Origin of the sequence: Mariniflexile sp. HMF6888 (assembly GCF_044335535.1) — a bacterium.
Classification (GTDB): Bacteria; Bacteroidota; Bacteroidia; order Flavobacteriales; family Flavobacteriaceae; genus Mariniflexile.
Window position 1 is genome coordinate 19296 of sequence record NZ_JBIQVZ010000016.1, and the last position, 19586, is coordinate 38881.

At 32.5% G+C, this 19586-nt stretch carries 18 protein-coding genes; 2 read left to right on the top strand and 16 right to left on the bottom strand.

Annotated elements, in window-relative coordinates; all coding sequences use genetic code 11:
- Positions 1 to 412 precede the first annotated feature (412 nt).
- The 14 genes from ACGLWY_RS18380 to ACGLWY_RS18445 form a co-directional block, all read right to left on the bottom strand.
- Positions 413 to 1585, bottom strand: a complete 1173-nt coding sequence (locus ACGLWY_RS18380) for a DUF4998 domain-containing protein (protein ID WP_396621140.1) — start codon at positions 1583 to 1585, stop codon at positions 413 to 415.
- Positions 1586 to 2044: 459 nt separating this feature from the next.
- Positions 2045 to 2449, bottom strand: a complete 405-nt coding sequence (locus ACGLWY_RS18385; RefSeq protein ID WP_396621141.1) for a hypothetical protein — start codon at positions 2447 to 2449, stop codon at positions 2045 to 2047.
- Between the two features lie 60 nt (positions 2450 to 2509).
- On the bottom strand, positions 2510 to 2689 hold the full coding sequence (locus ACGLWY_RS18390) for a hypothetical protein (RefSeq protein ID WP_396621142.1): 180 nt from the start codon (positions 2687 to 2689) through the stop codon (positions 2510 to 2512).
- A gap of 829 nt (positions 2690 to 3518) precedes the next feature.
- A complete protein-coding gene (locus ACGLWY_RS18395) occupies positions 3519 to 4988 on the bottom strand; it encodes a serine hydrolase domain-containing protein (RefSeq protein ID WP_396621143.1) in 1470 nt (489 codons plus the stop codon).
- A gap of 104 nt (positions 4989 to 5092) precedes the next feature.
- A complete protein-coding gene (locus tag ACGLWY_RS18400) occupies positions 5093 to 5629 on the bottom strand; it encodes a helix-turn-helix domain-containing protein (protein ID WP_396621144.1) in 537 nt (178 codons plus the stop codon).
- A gap of 28 nt (positions 5630 to 5657) precedes the next feature.
- Positions 5658 to 6245, bottom strand: coding sequence for a hypothetical protein (locus ACGLWY_RS18405; RefSeq protein ID WP_396621145.1), 588 nt, complete (start codon positions 6243 to 6245; stop codon positions 5658 to 5660).
- Positions 6246 to 6569: 324 nt separating this feature from the next.
- Positions 6570 to 7406 carry a DUF5694 domain-containing protein gene (locus ACGLWY_RS18410; RefSeq protein WP_396621146.1) on the bottom strand — a complete coding sequence of 279 codons (837 nt, stop codon included), beginning with the start codon at positions 7404 to 7406 and terminating at the stop codon, positions 6570 to 6572.
- 10 nt (positions 7407 to 7416) lie between these two features.
- Positions 7417 to 8898 (bottom strand): serine hydrolase, encoded by a 1482-nt coding sequence (locus tag ACGLWY_RS18415; protein WP_396621147.1) that lies wholly within the window; start codon positions 8896 to 8898, stop codon positions 7417 to 7419.
- Positions 8899 to 9005: 107 nt separating this feature from the next.
- Positions 9006 to 9578, bottom strand: coding sequence for a helix-turn-helix domain-containing protein (locus tag ACGLWY_RS18420; protein WP_396621148.1), 573 nt, complete (start codon positions 9576 to 9578; stop codon positions 9006 to 9008).
- A gap of 159 nt (positions 9579 to 9737) precedes the next feature.
- Positions 9738 to 10370: a LysE family translocator gene (locus ACGLWY_RS18425; RefSeq protein WP_396621149.1), complete on the bottom strand. Its 633-nt coding sequence runs from the start codon at positions 10368 to 10370 to the stop codon at positions 9738 to 9740.
- A 180-nt stretch (positions 10371 to 10550) separates the two neighbouring features.
- Positions 10551 to 11231, bottom strand: a complete 681-nt coding sequence (locus ACGLWY_RS18430; RefSeq protein WP_396621150.1) for a hypothetical protein — start codon at positions 11229 to 11231, stop codon at positions 10551 to 10553.
- A gap of 1455 nt (positions 11232 to 12686) precedes the next feature.
- Positions 12687 to 14189 (bottom strand): ATP-binding protein, encoded by a 1503-nt coding sequence (locus ACGLWY_RS18435; protein ID WP_396621151.1) that lies wholly within the window; start codon positions 14187 to 14189, stop codon positions 12687 to 12689.
- 94 nt (positions 14190 to 14283) lie between these two features.
- Positions 14284 to 14430 carry a hypothetical protein gene (locus ACGLWY_RS18440; protein ID WP_396621152.1) on the bottom strand — a complete coding sequence of 49 codons (147 nt, stop codon included), beginning with the start codon at positions 14428 to 14430 and terminating at the stop codon, positions 14284 to 14286.
- 635 nt (positions 14431 to 15065) lie between these two features.
- The gene (locus ACGLWY_RS18445; protein ID WP_396621153.1) at positions 15066 to 15194 is read right to left on the bottom strand and encodes a hypothetical protein; all 129 of its coding nucleotides are present in this window, start codon (positions 15192 to 15194) and stop codon (positions 15066 to 15068) included.
- Between the two features lie 226 nt (positions 15195 to 15420).
- Between ACGLWY_RS18445 and ACGLWY_RS18450 the strand changes: the two genes are divergently transcribed.
- Positions 15421 to 17391 carry an ATP-binding protein gene (locus ACGLWY_RS18450; RefSeq protein WP_396621154.1) on the top strand — a complete coding sequence of 657 codons (1971 nt, stop codon included), beginning with the start codon at positions 15421 to 15423 and terminating at the stop codon, positions 17389 to 17391.
- On the top strand, positions 17381 to 18025 hold the full coding sequence (locus ACGLWY_RS18455; protein WP_396621155.1) for a response regulator: 645 nt from the start codon (positions 17381 to 17383) through the stop codon (positions 18023 to 18025). The genes ACGLWY_RS18450 and ACGLWY_RS18455 overlap by 11 nt, the downstream gene beginning before the upstream one ends.
- Before the next feature lie 30 nt (positions 18026 to 18055).
- Here the strand turns inward: ACGLWY_RS18455 and ACGLWY_RS18460 are convergent, their stop codons facing one another.
- A complete protein-coding gene (locus ACGLWY_RS18460) occupies positions 18056 to 18976 on the bottom strand; it encodes a PorP/SprF family type IX secretion system membrane protein (protein ID WP_396621156.1) in 921 nt (306 codons plus the stop codon).
- Positions 18977 to 18979: 3 nt separating this feature from the next.
- Positions 18980 to 19586, bottom strand: a 607-nt coding sequence (locus ACGLWY_RS18465) for a gliding motility-associated C-terminal domain-containing protein (RefSeq protein ID WP_396621157.1), incomplete at its 5' end; no start/stop codon positions are given.

Genomic DNA, 19586 nt, shown 5'->3' on the forward strand with positions numbered 1-19586 from the left:
TATGGTTTGACTTATTTAGGTTGTTAAAAAATAAAAAGCGGTTTCTATATCGGATTTTGGATAAAAGAGATGCCTTCTAGGAAATAGATAATTAGTTTTGGTTAATAATTTAGTTTAGTTGTCAGTTTTTCAGGATTATTGATTGCATAAACCTGAGTGGTTTAAATGTAGTAGCTACATTTATTATCCAAATTAAAAGTTAAAATTTTGTTAATCCATCCTGCACTATCCTGCTACAATCAATGCTTTATAGCTTATTTTAGACATAAGGATACATAGTTTCGTATTCCTATTGATTAGAATATTATATTTTACACTTCCTATAAAATATAGTACCTGTAAAAAGGCTACTACTCCATAATTTTGAAGCAGTATATTCCCTCTTCTCCTTTTATCAATAAAATACTGTTTATTAATTTGCAAGTCCCAAGTTCCAAGATGTAATATTACAGTATAAATTACCATTTTGCGTAGCCACCTCTCCTATAGAAATCTCAGAACTTTCATCTAATACAAAATCTACAGTATAGGTTCCAGCGACACCAATTCTTTGGTATCCGATAACTTCGGGAGCTGTTTCTACATCGGCTACGTTGGGCAAGCCTCCATTTCCTTTGGTAATCACAAAATAAGCACCATCAGTGTTTGAATTGTGGTTAGTATTAAGCACCTCTACCGTTAATCTATAATTTGCTGGTGGTGCATCTATTACCTGATAGATTTTTCCATCAACAATATAAGGCGATCCCCAACCGGACTCTAAATTAAAGATATTACCATTCTTTTGGTCCCATCCACCAAAACCACCGTGGTTTTTAGCCGCATCGTTAGTAATCCATGGTTCTCCTAAAGTTCCCCAACGCCCACTTGTTTCAGATGCTACATATGGCACAGCTGCATTTTGTAATACTGGTAAAACAAAAGGCCTATAATTCGTATAATCCGTATATAAGGTATCAAGACTTAATGGAGAATACATATAATATGAGCGGTGTTTTAAAGTAGAACCACTCATAAAATCGGAAATGTTTAGCAAATCCCTATTGGTGCTAATAGTGACTTCTTTTTCTTCGCCTTCATTATTAGTATAAATTAATTCGGTTCCTAAAATTCCAGAGGTTTCGTCTGTTAAAGCCAAACTTATACTTAAAGAACTTTCTACTAAACTACTCGATAGAATTGTACGGTTCTTAATACTTTCAACATAAGTTGCTCCGTAAACTTCGGTTCCTGCTCTTATAATCTCTGAGCTTTTTCCTTGAGCATCTAACGCTTTAGCTTCAAACACATAAAGTCTTTCTTGTAAATTATTAATTTGAACAGAAATACTTCCGTCTGACACAGGAACAGTAACCGACTCTGCCTGGTCATCCCATTGAATAATCACTTCTGAAATATTAGGATCATCGATTACACCTTCAATTAAAACCATATTTAATCCTGGTCTTACAACAAAAGACCTCACTTCTCCTAAGGACTCGTCATAATTATTAACATCTGGGTACTCCTCTGAGCCACATGATAAAACCCCAAAAACAAGGGAAACAAAGAGCAGTCTTATTGCTTGATTAATTTTGAATTTCATTTCTATTAGTTTAGTTATTTGGTTATAGTTGTTTAATATTTGTAAATGTATTATAACAAGTTATAGATACTATCCTGTACTATCCTGACTAATTCGATTATGTCACCATTTAGAACATGTTTGTTTTTTTTTAGTTTAAGTGGTATTAAAAAGTTGACATGAATAATTATTGAAAGAGATAATATCACGATATAGACATTCTTAAACAAACATTAATTGTATAGATATGTTTCAATGGGTAGTATTTAAATGTGTATTCACCGATTTGCACACCTTTTGGTTACTTCTCTTTGTTTTTTAAAAGCAAAATTTAAACCCACAGTTTTTTTAAGTTGTGGGTTTTGGTCAAAATTATTTAGACAACAATTATTGCTTGGTTAACATCATACCTTGTACCGGTATGGGTTGTTCTGCTCTACCTTCTGGACATTCTTCTGAAATATCTCCAAACAATTTAGTTTATATTAAGGACATACATATTTGAGTGGCACTTTTTGGACGAAGAACTAACGTTCCAGACTGCCCACAAGCAGCTTCTCTTCCTGTGTAAATCATATAATAATAATTGGCATTTTTATTAAACATGTCGCCACTGATTAGTAACTCTTCGTCATCATCTGGTATGTTTCGCATATCCTCAACTATAGAACCATCAGGATTGGCAATAAGATAACGAACTAAAATTTCGTCTTGACTAAATTTATAATAAGTATCTGTATGTTTTGTTATATAAAAAATATATTCCCGATTGTTGTAGACGCCTTTCCAAGTATCTACATATTTATCAAAAAGATGGTTGATGTCTTTAAAATAGGTTCCGTCAGGGATTGCTTGTACTCTGCAGGATAGTGCTATTAGAAGCAAACATCCTAATTATAAGTATTTTTCTCATTTTTTTTGTTTTTTAGTTCCCACAAGGTGTTTTTACGCCCTTGCTTCTGTTCCTTTAGTTATTTTTGATACGCTATTGTCATTTTCTATTTTCAACAACTCTAGACCATTTATTTTAAGTGTGTTTTGAATAAAATCGATTATGCCTCCTTCATTATTTTTATACTTAAAAATTGCTTTTCTATATGCAGCATCTATTTTCCGTGGCTTCATAGCCGAAATATTAGCTATAAGCTGGGGTAATACGTAGTACTTTTCTCATGTTTTAAAAATTAGCTTATAACTGGTTCCACACAAATAACAAGAAACTAATTACAAATCAGAGGTTTTTTTTGTATCAAAAGAGTGTACAAAATGTTGCAATTGGTGTGATTACCCCAATAAAGCCTCTTTATTTATTTCATATGGCTATTTACCAATGGAATAAATAACCGTTTTACTAATAAAGATGTTTTATTTTTTTTACGGATTAAATAGCGATGCCGTTTTGGCCTGTCTAAAGAGACTATTAAAACCAGCATTTTATGAGGACAAATACAATAACAAGGTTTGGAAATTCATTGTGTAATGTTTTAAATAAAATCTTTAATTTTTTTAACTAACAGCGTGAAATGGCACTAAAAGCCTGATCTCTATTATTAGCTGTTCTATATTCAAAAGACTTTGTTGTTTGTGTTCCCTATCCTATCATCAATTGTTTTTTTAAAGAAAATAATAACCCGAGCCAACTGCCCAATCATTAGGCTTGATTTTTGAAATGGAGAACAAAAAAACAAATTCTTCACAAATGAATGTTTTGAATGCTTCACTGTACCTGTTTTGAAACTTTGAGGAATGTTCCTTTGAATATCTTTCCATAGTTTTACACTTTTGTGTAAAACTTTTTCAGGACAAGACAGCTCTATATTATTATATATTGTTTTACCATTAATGTCCTCTAAAAACACAAAGATATAACACGATTCATTATTTATTTGAACTCTACTTTCCAAGAATGTCCTTGGATATACATGACATTGCTTAAACTATTTTATGAGTTACCTCATCGTTTATCCCATAATTCATCACCTAAATATAACTTTTGGGTTAGTAAGTATTCATAAATATCATTGACATTATCACCATTAAGAAATACAACATATCCATTCTTGGATTTTGGAAACATGATTGCCAAGGTGCTCACACCTGGATCTTTTCCGGTGTGCAACATAGCAAACTCATCACCACTAAACCCTGTTAGAATTTCCCAACCGAAACCAAAGAAGTCATTTTCTTGAAGTTTAACTTGATGCTTCTGCATGTCTTGAAACAATTCTCTTTTAAGTTCTGCACCATTAATTACATACGAGATAAACCTTCCATAATCTTCAACGGTTGTTAGTAGGTTGGCTGCTGCATTAGCATCGTAATATTTTTCGGTTTTGATGTTGTTACCGTTTTCATCAAAGTTTTGAGCATACCTTGATTCGTCCATAGAATCGTTCCACCAAAATCTTGTATCATTCATGCCTGCAGGTTTGAAAAGAAACTCTTGAGCCAACTCTTCAACAGACCTACCTAGCTTTTTTTCTATTGCTTTTCGTAAGTATTCAAAGCCTTCACCTGAATATTGATATTTTTCACCTGGTTCAAATTGAAAGTGTAGTTTGTTTGAATTGGTCATATACCTCCAATTTGGGAATCCCGTTTGGTGGGTTATAACCAAATATGGTGTTAACTTTTTGTATCTCTTGTCCTTTTTTAAGTCTGGGTCAATCCAATACTTATATAATGGCTCCTGTAAATCCAGAAGTCCTTTATCTACTAATTTTAAAACCGTTAAGGCGAATACTGGCTTTGTTAATGAGGCTACTTTAAAAATAGTATTATAAGGTGCTTTCTGATTTTTGTCCAAAGTACCATACACCTCAACTTTTGTTAATTTACCGTTCTCAACAATACCCAAGCCCAATGCTGGAACATTATTGTCTTTAAGTAATTTATCTATGGTATTTACGTTTGCCGAACTTTTATCTGGATCGTGATGATCGAAGCTCAACGCTTCGCTTAATACCCAATCATCTCCTTTTAAAAGCCATACATGTGTAAACATTGCAGAGCTGGTCATGACATCTACTTTTCCCTTTTCCCTAATATAAAAATCGTGTCTCCCTTTTTGGATGGCTCCATATAATTTTCCATTATTAAATAAAGGAAATACTTCTAAACTATTTGCATTGACTTTACGTATTGGTTTTTTATCAGGGTTAGAACAAATGTATTTTTTGGTATTATTAAAGAAGGTGTTTCTGTCCTGAAATCCACTTTGGTCGTGATAAAACTTTAAATCATGTGCAATATGATTATCTAAATATTCTAAATCGCATTGATTGAACCCTTTTTCGAAGAATATGCTATCTTGTTTTTTTAAGGTTTTAAAAAGGGTTGAATTTTTATCTAATTGTGCATTGATATGTAGAGCACTACATACAGTTACAACAAGAGCTAAAGTGATTGTTTTGATTTTCTTCATGATTGTTTTTTTTGATTGATGATATTTTTTTGCAAATGTTTATTAAAATACATTATTGTTCAAAAAAAAACACCTGACAATAGCACGACAAGCACCCGCCAATGCTATATTATACTAAACTTGAGCTGAAAATAGAGCGTTCCGTTTTTATCAATTTCAAAAGCATTTCTAATAACTATATATAGGTTCGAAAGAATTAATAACGCCATGACTACAAGGATAGATTTACTATTCAGATTAAACCAATTTTTCAAAAAAGATGCCAACATAAAAACAATCGCAGCTATTATGGACCAGAATATTTGTATTGTAATAAGTTGTTTTGCTATTGTACTAAACCCCTTCTTTACAAACATAATTATGAGTGGGGCTATAATATTTAAAGGTGGTAACACTGTAAAAGGTAATACTGAAAAATTAATTAACTTAAGTACATCTAAATCTACTTGTATTTCCTTTTTTTCTATAAGTAAGGTTTTCTCTTCTACTCCTAAAGCCTTTGCAAGCGATTTTAAGGTATAACCTTTGGGTTCAGTTCCTGCTTCAATACGCTGAATTGTTCTTATAGAAACTCCCGCCTTTTCAGCTAATTCTTCTTGAGTTATGTTTAACTCTTCCCTTATTTTTTTTAATCTAGACATTGTATCCCTCTTATTAACTCTTGGTAAATTAAGAAAATAGTTTGAGACATTCATTGTTGGCATTTGCAATTATTGATTTTGTTGTGGATTTTGGGTCTTTGTATATTTTTTCAAATTCTACATACAGAGAATCAATATTGACTTGAGCTTCTTCGTTTGATCTTTCGCCTTTCAAGGCAGAAACCCTTTCATTAAGGATAAAATCATATAAATGATTAAGTGAGTTCCCCATCATTGATATAACATGGGTTACTTTTTTGTTCCTTATAGCAACGGCCGGTGCGACTTGAGAACCTTCAGAATGCCCCCAAACAATAATTCTGGAAGTGTCAATCTTTAGTTTTTTTAATGCATCATTGATAACCTTGTCTGCGGAATTTGCTCGCCAATCAAGACTATACTTTTCACTATATCCTTCTTTCATAGGATATTGTTTTCTTCCTGATGGTGCAATTGTGATGCTGTCGGCAAGAGGTGTGTTGGGTTTGCTAATAAGTATGATATGATAATCATTACTCATCGAATCAACATCCAAAGTAATACTGCTGGAATATCTCCCATTTGGATTTAGCCAATACAAAGGAAAGTTTGTAGAGCCCTGTAAATAGATAATCAAAGGCTTGCGTTCATCAATTTTATTTTTGTAAACGTGGTAATTAATGTCTCAAAGATTGGTGTCACTAATGCTTTCAGTTTCCCATTTTTCAGTAATCCTTTCGTGCTGTCCATAGGTCATTTTAGAGAACAGCAAAACTAAAAGAAGAAAATATAAGGTTTTATTCATAAATGTCAATTTTGTTTCAACTTACGGTTAGCATATGAAAAGTAGGCGATTTCGAAGCACTAAACTTTCAGTTAAACACAAATTTGATGCGAGCCCGAACCCTTGAATTTAGCACTAATACGCCTATTTTTTATATACATTTGTTGGCTGTAGTTTTTATTTCAAATATTTTTCTGTGTCAACAATTTTTATTCTCGGGTGTACTTCTAAATAATTCTTTAGTGCTTTTATATGTCCAACTCCCATTAACACTAAAACACGTTTAGGTTTGGTTTTCAGAATGTCTTGAATTATATTCTGATATATATTAACATTTCTAATCATATTATTTTGACTCCAAAATACATTCATTTTATCCTTATCTATGTCTAAAAATGATGTGATATTGACGTAAAACATTTCGTTCAAATAACTTTCTGAATTCAGTTTACGATAAACATCAATTAATTCTAAATCAGCCATGCTTTTAGTAAAGTCTTTTACTTTTTGAATAATTTCTTTTTCATATTTTGATTGAGGCTCTTCGTTAGGAATGTCATTTTGCGAGTAATAGTTATTCATATTATCGAATAGTTTTATATATTCCTTTTCCGCAAAAGTTTTTTCTGGCTTAATGTGCCAATCAACACAAGTCGCTCCGTGATTTAGGTTTAGTCTCACAGCTAATTTTGTTGCAATTTGAAAAAGTTCACTTTTTATTTTAATATCTGTTCCGTTTTTATATTCGTTAAAGATACTGTCCCAAATTGCTTGTTGATTAGGCTCATTTTCTATATAAATTTTATCTGGTTTGAATTTTTCCAATTTATTTAGGACAATATCGATTTCTTTCTGTTTCCTTTTTCCAAGGATACTATCGTTTGTTACTTTCACGGAATCGGTAGTATTTCCACCAAAATGGTAAGTTCCTAAAAGTAAAACTTCTGTTTTTTCTTGAGCTTGTCCATAAAAACAAGATGTTAATAGAAAAATGGTTAAAAGTATTTTGTTCATATTGTAGTTTTTATTCTGCTTTTTCAATTTCAATTATTTCTTTTCCCTGCTCACCTAAATAATGGGTTATTATTTTCTTGTAAATTTTATATCCATTATCCACGTTTGTGAAGATTATCAATCCCTTTTTTGTTTTCGGAAATATAAAAGCAATTGCTTGAACTCCATTGTCTGCTCCACCATGTGATAATGCATAATCTCCATTTTTAAAATTGTAAATCTCAAATCCCAGTCCAAAGTGTTTTCCATTTTTGGTTGCAACTTCATGCTTTGCCAGGTCATCATAAACCTTTTCTGAAAGCCCATCGGCATTCATTGTACTAACCAAAAACTTTCCATAGTCTTCGACTGTTGTCAATAAATCGTCGGCACCATTTGCTATTTTTTTTTTAACCGTTTCGTATGGTTTTCCTTTGCTGTCATATCCAATAGCCATCCGTTTTTCGTCAATCTTATTGTTCCATACATATTGGGTGTCGTTCATTTCTAAAGGCTCAAAAATCAATTCATTGGCTAACTGGTTCAAAGATTTATTGAATTTTTTTTCCAATGCCTTTCTCAAATATTCAAATCCTTCACCAGAATATTGATATTGCATTCCTGGTTCAAATTGAAAATCCAGTTTTTTAGATTTATTTAAATATCTCCAATTTGGAAATCCAGTTTGATGACTTAAAATATGTCTAGTAGTGAGTTTTTTGCTTCTTGGGTCACTTGCAACATCTGGGTCAGTCCAATATTTATGAATAGGCTCGTCCAAATCCCATTTGCCCAAACTGACCAGTTTCAAAGTAACCATTGCCGTTACAGGTTTTGTTAAAGATGCTACATTGAAAATTGTATTATATGGTGCGGTTTCCCCATTTGTAAGGTTGCCATATACTTTTATTTGTTGAAGTTTGCCTTCATTTATGACACCAAGTCCTAAAGTTGGGATATTGTTTGATTTTAACCATTTTTCAATTTCCTTGTCGTTATCGAAAATAGAATTATCTGTTTTTTGTGTTTTGTATGATTGATGTCCAAAACTTAAAGATGTGGTTAATTTCCAATCGCCGTTTTCCAACATCCAAACATTTGAGAATTTTGCAGAACCAGGTTCACTTTCTTTACTTTCGTAAAATAAATGTTCTCCGTTTTGAATAGCTCCATACAAAACTCCATTTCTGTAAAGCGGAAAAATTTCTGTGCTTTCTTTCACTAAAAATCTTTTTACCTGGCGAGTTTCGGGACTTTTGCATAATCCGTTTTTTAGGTCGTAAAGAAATTTTGTTTTGTCTGAAATTCCATCTTTGTCGTGATAAAATTTTAAGTTTTCACTTAATAAATTTTCGTATTGTTTGACATCGCAAGTATTAAATCCAACATCAAATAGTAAACTGTCTTTTGAGAGAATAGTTTTATAGAGTTCCGAATTTTTGTCTACTTGGGCTTTACTGATTGCAGAAAAAAGGAGAGCAACAATGAAGCTTAAGATGATTTTTTTGGTCATAATGAATTTTGTTTTGTTGTAAATAATAATTTTTGCAAAGGTTAAAAACTCATTTTATTTATTCTAAAAATCTGCACGACAATAGCACGACTAAAACCCGACAAGTTTTATATCATATTGAATTTCAACTTGTAATAAAGTCTTTTGTTCTTGTCTATTTCAATTGCATTACGAAGGATAATGAATACATTGGATAAAACTATTAGTATCATAAGGATTAAAGTAAACTTATTTCCAAGTTTTAAAAAAAGACCTAGCATAAATACTATAGGGGCTACAATTGTCCAAAGTATTTGAACTGAAATAAGCTGTTTAGTTACACTGTTTTTTTGTTTCATCGTAAGCATCAGAACAAAAGGAATGATGATGTTCAATGGCGGAATAACGATAAATGGAATTGAAGAAAGGTTTATTAATTTTAGAGAAGAATAGTTAATCAAAACAATTTCATTGGGTTCTTTTTCATCTTCGATAATCTCAATTTTTTCTTGTTCAAATTCTTTGTAAAGCAATTCATTTTCTCTTATTTCTAATGCTTTTGCTAAAGAACGAAGAGTGAAACCTTTGGGTTCTTTTCCTGTTTCAATTCTTTGTATTGTTCTTGCTGAAATACCCGATTTTTCCGATAATTCTTCTTGAGTCAAATTTTGTTGCTCCCTAAATGCTTTTAGTCTGGACATTCTGTTTTTTAAATTACCGCCAACGTTGTTGTATATGGTTTGTTGCGTGTTTTAAGCACCTAATTTAGCAAATACAAACGGAATAGAAAATCCGCGAGGATTTTCGTAAGTAGGCTAGAACTAGCAATAAATTATATACGGCTTGTTGTGCAACGGTTTTTATTTCGCTTTTGTCAATGCCATTTTCACAGCGAGTCCAGTCAATACAGAAGCCATAAACCACTTCTGTATTCTTAACCAAATTGGTTTTTTTGAGAACCAACTTGCCATTTTAGCAGCTGATATAACAATCAGAAAATTAACTGAAAAACTTATTATTATTTGTATAATTCCGAGTTGAAAACTTTGACCTAATATAGAACCATATTCGGGTTTTATAAATTGAGGAAAAAATGAAAGATAAAATACTGCCATTTTGGGATTCAAGATATTTGTCAAAAGTCCAATATTAAAGAGTTTAAGAGGTTTGTCCGATTTCAGGTTTAGATCAGCGTCAAAAATTTTGTTTTTGGTTTTAACAGTATTATAGGCTAAATATAATAAGTAACCAACTCCAAGAAATTTTACCACTACAAATGCATAAGGGACAGCAAAAAATATTGCAGTAAGTCCAAAAGACACCATAAGTATATGGAATAAAAATCCACACATTACTCCGAAAAGAGAGATGATTCCAGCTTTTTTTCCTTGTGATAAAGATCTTGAGATTAAATAAATCATATTCGGACCAGGCGAAAGTACCATTATCAATGCCGCTAATCCAAATAGTAATAAATCATTAATTGGTATCATATTTCTGTTTTTAGTTCTTGGTTTTTAACTGTTGCACAACGTTTTGCCACTTTGAGATGGCTGGAAGTTCGTAACCGCTCAATTTTCGGCTTAAAGAAAACTTGATGCGAAACGATAATTCCACTAAATTCCAGCTAGCTCAAAATGGCTGTTGTGTGCAGTTCTTGTTAAGTACTAATTTTATTTAGGTTTTATTACCAGCATTTTATTACCTCCTTTTTGAAATTCATAATTTACTTTTTCAAATTTCAATTCGTATTTCGGCTCAAAAAAAGCTATAATATCTTGCAAAATAGCAGGGTTTTCCGCATTAAGATTCAAAATTGGGAAAATTCGTATTTCTTCACATAATCTCAACATTTCTGTTATTGATTTTATATGAAATTCTAACCCTAAATTTGAATATAGAATTAGAAAATGAGAACTTATTCCTAAATCGAAAGTTTTATCTTCAAAATTAAGCTTTTTGGGAAGTGAGTGATAGACATATCGATTTTCAACTTTTCCTTTTTCGTAGTCTATTAAGAAATCTGAAATTGATTTAACACGTATGTTTTCTAATTCTTCAGGAGTTTTAATTATGTCCCAAACAAAATTATCTTTATTCAAATTGATTTGTTGCATAACTTCAATTCGAACTTCATTAAATCTCTCTTTTAGTTCTTGTGAAGTGAATTGATAAATTGGGTCAATTGAAATACATTTTTTCCCTTCTGAGTCCATTTCGAAATTGAAACTTGCTGGACCATCTCCAAAACTTATTATTCTTTTATTCAAATCCGATTCACTCAAATTGAACATATTTTTGTATTCTGATAAATTTCTGCCCCAAGGGACTACATTTTTTAATTCGAAAGCCATTTTCTACGATTTTATTTTTTTGAATTGCACACAACGGTCAAGTGTCGAGTAGGAAAAGGGAGTTTCACCCTTCCCCTCTCACAGAACCGTACGTGATACTCTCGCATCATACGGCTCTTCTAATTTGATATACAAAGATAGCTCATCCTTTTTCAAGTTGGCAGGTTGTATATCAAATTAGCTGTCCCCTTCGCTCCAGTTTCATTACAAAACCTTCAACACTAGTACGAAACAGTCCGCCACCTCACACTATATTGGTAATGGTCTTGCAGTTGTTCTGCTTGATTGTTCCCTTTAGCATTAATGTGAGGCTTCCTGCGTTCCATCTATAAGCCCAGATAAAAGTCATGCCCCCTATACGACGGTTGCCGAATAGCCAGTAAATAGGTTTCCGCTATCCTTATCCCTGAGAACTCGACCTTTCTCGGTTTTGACAACATGTTTTGTCTTCTCGACGCTTCATCGGTAGGTTCGCTTTCGCTCATCTCTTTTATCAATACCTGACAGATCAAGTCTGCCTTTTCTTCTCTCGCTTCACACAAACAAATTACTTTGAATGCATTAGAAAAGTGGTTTAGAACCAGCTCCTATAAGCAGATTCTGGTGGGTCGGCTCCACCATCTTATAAATAGTTACATGAAGTTTATACTTCATTCACAGCACACGTCGAGTAGGAAAAGGGAGTTTCACCTTTCCCCTCTCACAGAACCGTACGTGATACTCTCGCATCATACGGCTCTTCTAACGTAATATACAAAGATTGCTCATCCTTTTTCAAGTTGGCAAGGTTGTATATCAAATTAGCTGTCCCCTTCGCTCCTGTTTCATTACAAAACCTTCATCACTACTACGGATTAGTCCGCCCCTGTACAGAGCATCTTATGGTGGTTTGATGCTCTCCCCTGTAGGACAACACCGATGGGTCGGCTCCACCATCTTATAAACAGTTGCGTAACGATTTTCAGCCGTTCGTTACTCTCGGCACACGTATGGAAAGTTGCGTGTTTGATGGCGGGGATTCTCCGAAGGACACGAGCGAAGCGAACTGGCGCAAGCAAAATCAGAAGCTAGCGAACAAAGCAACGACCAAACGGCTTAACTAAAATAAGCAATGTTTTTTACACGGTGTGCCTGTTGCACAACTATGAAATTCTCTAATTTATCTCTAATCATCGTTGCTTAGCAAACAGTAAATTGCTTGTTTTTAATGATTTATATTTTTTAGTAGTGTCAAAATTTATTGATTTATTTGAAATTATGAGTTGTGCAACAGTTACCATAGTTGTATGCCGTTTATATTTTATTCATCTGTCATTTATAAACTTCTATTTCTTTTCCAGAAATTTCCGGATAATCACTTTGTTTCTTCCGGATAGCTTTTCTGGCTTTATGCCTTATCCGGAAATTTTCCGGATAAAGCTTCTTTTTTTCCGGATAGCTTTTCCGGAAAATACACTAATCAATAAGCGCATATTTAGTAGCCGGTCCGGACCCTTCTTGTTTTAGAACATTTTCCATGCCTTTGTAATAGTTCCTGACGGTCCGGTCCGATTTGCCAATAACCTTGGCGTAATCTCCTGAACTGGTCGGACCATTTTCAGCAACATAACGATACAATTGAATTTGTTTCTCATTTAATACAGCGAGTAATGGGTTTGATTTCTCTTCTGCTGTGAGTGCAAATACTTTTTCCGGAACGGTAGCCCTAAAAACGGTAGTAACAAAGTAGGATTCTTCCATTCTGAATGAAGGCGCTTTTACATTGTTAGTTTCTTTGTAAGTCTTGAGTTCTTTCATCCCGATATTTCTTTCTTCAACCAAACGGGTTTTATAGAAAATATAGGCAATTTTCGGATTCTTACTTTGAGAAGGCACGTCAAAAGCTTTAAACTTCTCCATGCTAAACAAAGGTTTTCCTGGACTCCAAATCTCAATTTTATCAGCACTGGCTATCACTTTTATTTGTGCACCTTCTATTGTGTAATCTCTATGAACGATAGCATTGATAATTAGCTCTCGCAACAATTTCTTAGAGACTTTGGTTAATTCTTCTCGATGAAAACCATCTCTATTAATTTCTGTCAGAAATGCAGCATCCAATAAGTCTTCTACTTTTTTGGGCATCAGTAAAATCGGCCCTTCAATTTCAGATATAAAAGGTTCTTGATTTTCTCTTTCAATTGTAAACTTAATCCTTGATTGTGGAAAATTAGCTTGTGGATTTCGACCTAAAATCAATAAGCCTAAACCTGTCGGCTTAAATACCTTGGAACGATTTGGTTTTGCCAATAAGTTTAAATCAGACAAGTATTGATAAAAACCTTCACTCCCTTGCTTATAGGGCAGTGACATACGTGTAATCATATCGTTTTGAGCATCATCAGATAAATCATCTACCTCATAGTTGTTGAGTACTTGTTCAAATGGTTTAGCAGGAGAAATAAATACTTTTTGTTTCTCTTCTTTCGCTCTAATTTCAGCTTGATCGAAAAACTGTTTGTTCTCTTCATAAATATGATCTTGCAGATGCTTTGGGAAAAAATCTATTTCAATACCATTATCCTTTAGAAAGTCTCTGCCTTCACCAGCAACGGTAGGGTCGGGGTCAATGTAACCAATGTAAACCTTTCCAATTCTGGCATTGAAAATACGTTCAGCACATGATAGTTTTGGATGATTTCGTGCACCTGGGGCACAAGGCTCCAATGTGGCGTAAACTACCATTCCGGTTAAGTTCTTATCTCTGTTTTTGCGTTCTAAAACTGTAAATTCAGCATGGTCACCATCTCTTAGTTCACCTCTATGAGCTGTTCCTAATACTTCACCATCGGGTGTAGCTAAAATGGCACCAACTTTAGGGTTGATTTTATTATCATCTCTACCATTATCTGGTACCGATTTTTTCATTTCTTCAATGGCTAGAGCCATCAACTCTTCAGGTGTATGTTTTTTAGGCATATCTATTTCTTATTTTTCTCCACTTTAAATTTTCCAATGGCATACAACAATTGTATAACCACAATAAATACCAATCCTATTGTGGTTATATCGTTTATGTATGCAATATATTACTTTTTAATAACGTATCCAATGGACTTGTAATGGTCTCAATGGTTTTGGTGTAAACGACCATTTCATAGGGGACAAAAACCTTGATACGCTTCGCTTCCTTAAAGGACTGGTATATAATTGGTTGCATGATATTTGTTTTTACAATTTTATCTATCAGACTTAAAAGTAGTTAAAAAGGCTACAAGTATTGTTGGTGTGTTATAAATAACAGTATATTAACCGTTAAAAACGACTACACATAAAAACTTAAAAACCAGTATGTTAAATTAACAATTATAAAATAACGAACAAAAAAAGTGCAAAATAAGCAGTAAGCCTCTTGTAGGAAGAAATGATAAATTATTTTGTTCTGTAAAATGTAAGAACTATTACCACGTTTATTTAAGAAAGGTTACGGATAAGCAGGTAAAAGAAAACGATAGGCATAGACCCATTGCTTGCGCTTGAAACGTCGGTACTTATTACGTACTCAACAATGTTCCCCAGATAGCCCAACAGGCACAGCTTGAACACCACCACGGGATCGATGCTCTTTTGTCCACTGCTGCAATAGTGACCTTTGGTCTCATTGTACAGAAAATCCAAGTGTAAAACGTCTTTTAGTCAACGGTAGAAATTGTGCTCGAGAATACGAACACTTAACTGGAACTGGTTGAATGGTTTCTCCTGGTATTTTTTTTGCCTTGCATATACCAAAAATACGTAATTTCTTCCTTATATTCGAATTGTGCAACAGGCTAAACGGCTATAATCCTTTGCTTGTTAAATGCTAAACCAAAACTCATTAACTTTAACGTGTAGCCATATTTCAGTATAAGACAGTATAAAAAATGCTTCATCTACAGCGTACAAACGGTATAAATCTAACTCTTGTTTGGTTTGTTTAGGCATAACATCAACTAAGATTTTTCTAAAGGTTAAATCCTTATTTTGTTCATCTTGATTTACAACTACTTTAGGCTGAAAACCTTAATGTCCTTGAATTGATTTTTGTTAAGCTATTAATTTTGTATAGTACGTCTCAAGTTGCAAAATAATTGATTCCTTATATTTTGAATTGATAAAAAATCCCTGTATTAAGAGATAGTTAGATATATAACAATTGATATATTTGTGCATGCTGAAACACCTACATAAAATAATATTTTCTTGCACCTCCATTGTATTCTTTGTTTCTAGTGCTCAAATTAACCAAAAAAAATTCCAACAAAAACCGGATCAGACTAAACTAGAAATAGAAGAAAAAAAATTAACAGATGAAGCTTGCGCATTATACAACAATAATGAAGAAGTAAAAGCATATCATTTGGCTCATAAATTAATAAAAAAAGTAAAAACTGCTCGAGCTAAGGTTAATTCAAACTTGTTGTTAGCTTACTACTTTAATAAAAAGTCATTAATTGACTCTTCTCTATATTATACTAACGAGGCTTTAAAATTCAACACAGTAACCAATGACTCACTTAAAAATAGACTCTACGTGCTAGTATACAATTTAAAGGCCATTAATTATAGTAATAGAGGACTGATAGAGGAAAGTAAGAAATGGCATTTAAAAGGAATAGAGGCATCTCAAAAATATAATGAAACAGATTTATACTTTACCCATGTCCATGGTTTGGCATTAGCCTATAGTAAAATTGGGGATTTTGAAAATGCACTTGCCATGTTTAAACAATGCCTTAAACATACTAATGATCCTGAGATGGTGTATGGCAGCTATATTAATATGTCTGAGATTTATGGCAGATTAAAAGATTTTGACAAGTCAAATCTGTATTTAAATAAGGCTAAAAATTTGTGTGAAGAAGCTAAAAATAGTAAATGTCAAGCTATAATCTCTCTTGACTTAGGCGCCAATTCCCAAGAACAAGGTAAAATAGATGAAGCCATGTCCTTTTACAATAAATCAATTTCAATTTCAAATGAAAATGGATATTATAGAATTGCTTTGATAGCTCAAAGAGATATGGGAAAAGCACTTATTGATTTGAAAAAGTATAATGACGCTAAAATTATTATTTCATCTGGATTGGAAAATGCAATTGAACTTGGGTTACTCGATGAGCAAACCGCTATTTATAAAGATTTAATTGAAATATCTGTTCTGCAAAAGGATTATAAAAATGCCTTTAAGCTTTCCTCTGATTTTTATAAAATAAAAGATTCTATTAGTCAATTGCAAAAGGATAAAGAGATTAATATATTAGAAGTTAAATATAAAACAGAACAGAAAGAAAAAGAAATTACTTTACTAAAAAAAGACCAAAAATTACAAGCTTCTGAAATAGAGAGACAAAAAGAAATTAAAGTAATTACTTTAATTTCGTTCCTCGTTATTCTCATCCCTATAATTGGTTTGCTTGTACTATATTATCAAAAACTGCAAACGCAGAGTTTACTTAACTCTAAACAGAAAGAAGTGAGCGGTCAAAAAATAGCTTCTCTTATTAAAGACCAGGAAATAAAACTTATTAAAGCTTCTATTTTAGGGCAAGACAAAGCAAGAAAAAAAATTGCACAAGAACTACATGATAGTATTGGAGGTAATTTAGCTGCCATTAAATTACAATTTAGCAGTATATCAAATGGCAACAGTAAATTCAACACTATTTATCAACAGTTAGATGAAACTTATAATCAAGTTCGATCCCTTTCCCATAACTTAATGCCGAAAAGATTCCATCAAAACGATTTTATTCTACTTCTGAATGAATATATGCAAAATATAGGAAATGCCAGTAATATAAATATTAGCATTTCTGTATATCCTAAAGAAGCAATTGATAATTTGGATGAAGTACTTCAAAATGAAATATTTACTATTCTTCAGGAACTTATTACCAATACAATTAAACACGCAAATGCCCAAAAAGCAGACATACAATTAGATCTTATAGATAACATACTCAATTTAGTTTTTGAAGATAATGGAAAAGGATTTATACCTTCTGCTACAAAAACAGGTATAGGACTAGCAAATATCAAGAATCGTTTGCGAGATTTCAAAGGAACATTATTCATAGATTCCCATCCCAAAAGAGGAACGATTATTAATATAGAAATACCAAATATCAATGCAGTATAATCTTATCATCGCAGACGACCATAAAATGTTTTTAGACGGTTTGCTTAGCATTCTTAAATCAGAAAAAAAGTATAATGTCCTACTAACTGCAAAAAACGGCCAAAACATTGTAAAATACCTCGAAATAAATCCCGATGAAAAAATCGACCTGATTATTACTGATATTACCATGCCTGAACTTGATGGAATCACTCTTAATAAAATAGTAAAAGAGAAAAAAAACAATATTAAAACCTTAGTGATAAGCATGCATAACGACCCGAATATGATTGATACGCTTATAGAAAATAATGTAGATGGTTTTGTTCCTAAAAATGCAGAGAAAGAGGAATTTTTCCTAGCCATAAAAACAATCCTTGGCGGTAATAAATACTTTTCTAAAGAGATAAAGAATATTTATACAGAGAATAAATTCTCCAAACTAAAAGAGAATGAAATCAAGTTGACCCAAAGGGAGATTGATGTTATTATACTAATAGCGGAAGAATTTACCACCCAGGAAATAGCAGACAAACTATTTTTAAGTAAACATACTATTGAAAGCTACAGAAAAAAAATAATATCAAAACTTAATGTTAGAAACCTAGCAGGGCTAACCAAATATGCCATTAAAATGGGGTATATTAAATCTTAGATTTTATAACTATCTTATTTTTGGTTTCCTTTAATTTATATAACCCTCACCTAAACGACAACTCAAAATAATACCATGGGTGTTATTAATTGGATTACTCATAAAAGCTTGATTGTAATTATACACCAATCTAAAGTTTTTAGAAAAATAGAACCCCACCAAAAAACTCATAGACGAATCAGTTCTATATCCTCCTCCAATTTCAAGCTTATTCTTATAATTAGCCGTTAAATTTACATCTATTTGAACTGGAGCCCCAGAAATGTATTTAACCAATGTACTTGGGGTTATTAATATTTCTTGAAAAAGTGAAGTAAAAAATCGATACCCACAATTCACATAATAATTACTCTTTAAATTAATATTCTTTTCTGAAGATAATGAAGACCCTAAAAGGTTAGGAGCTGAAAAACCTAAGTAAAAATCACGATGATTATACAAAAAACCAACACCAAAAGTAGGTACCAGGGCATTTATATTATTTTCAAAATTTGGGTCACCCTGAATTTTAAGTTTTAATAAGTCCTCTTTGTATTGTGTAATTCCTCCCATAATACCAAAAGAAAACATATGTGGTTGATGCTCCCACCATGGCATATTACCACTTTGAGATCTAAAAAATAATTTATATGAATAGGATCCAAAAATCGCTGTGCTATTAGTTACTCCAACCTGATCACTAATAACTCCCATACCAATACCAACCTTTCCTGAATTTAGTGGAGTACTGAAAGTTAATCCGATATTTCTAGGGCTTCCCTCAAATTGATTGAAATAGCCCCTAGATATAACTGTAACATCAGTATCTGAATAGTTACCCGCATGCGCAGGATTAATAGTTAATGCGTTATAATTATAATTAGCAAAAACTGGTGTTTGCTGCGCAGATATAGTATTATAAAAACCATTTAGCGCTATTAATATGGTAAATGTTATATATTTTTTTTTCATCTATTAACGTTTTAGAACAATAAACCCTTTTACTTTTTTTAGAGTATGAGAACCATCAATCTTTATATCAAAGAAATAGGTGCCTTCTGGAAGCTCATTAGCTCCCATATTTCTCTTTCTATTTGCAATACCACTAAATACTCTTGAAGTGTTATTATATCCTTCAATCTCAAAGACCAAATCGCCCCACCGGTTGTAAATTGAAACCTTGTTTTTAGGATAATTTTCAATACCTCCAATCTTCCAAAATTCATTAATTCCATCACTATCTGGTGAAAACCCATATTTGGTCTCATCATCTGATTGTTGGGATTCTACATAAACAGTAACCTCATCTTCAGCAGTACACCCATCTGTGTTAGTAAAAGTTACTATATAGGTAGTTGTTTCAATAGGGTTTGCAATGGGATTTGAAATGTTTGTATCATTCAGACCTATTGATGGTGACCAAAAATAAGTACCAGTACCAGCAGCAATAGCGTTCAATTGTACTTCTTGGCCTTCAGTAATATCTTTATCTATACCTGCATTTACAGATACTGACTGTTCGTTAAGAACAAAAGTGCATTCACTACTATTATTACTTAAATCGGTTGCCGTAATGGTAATG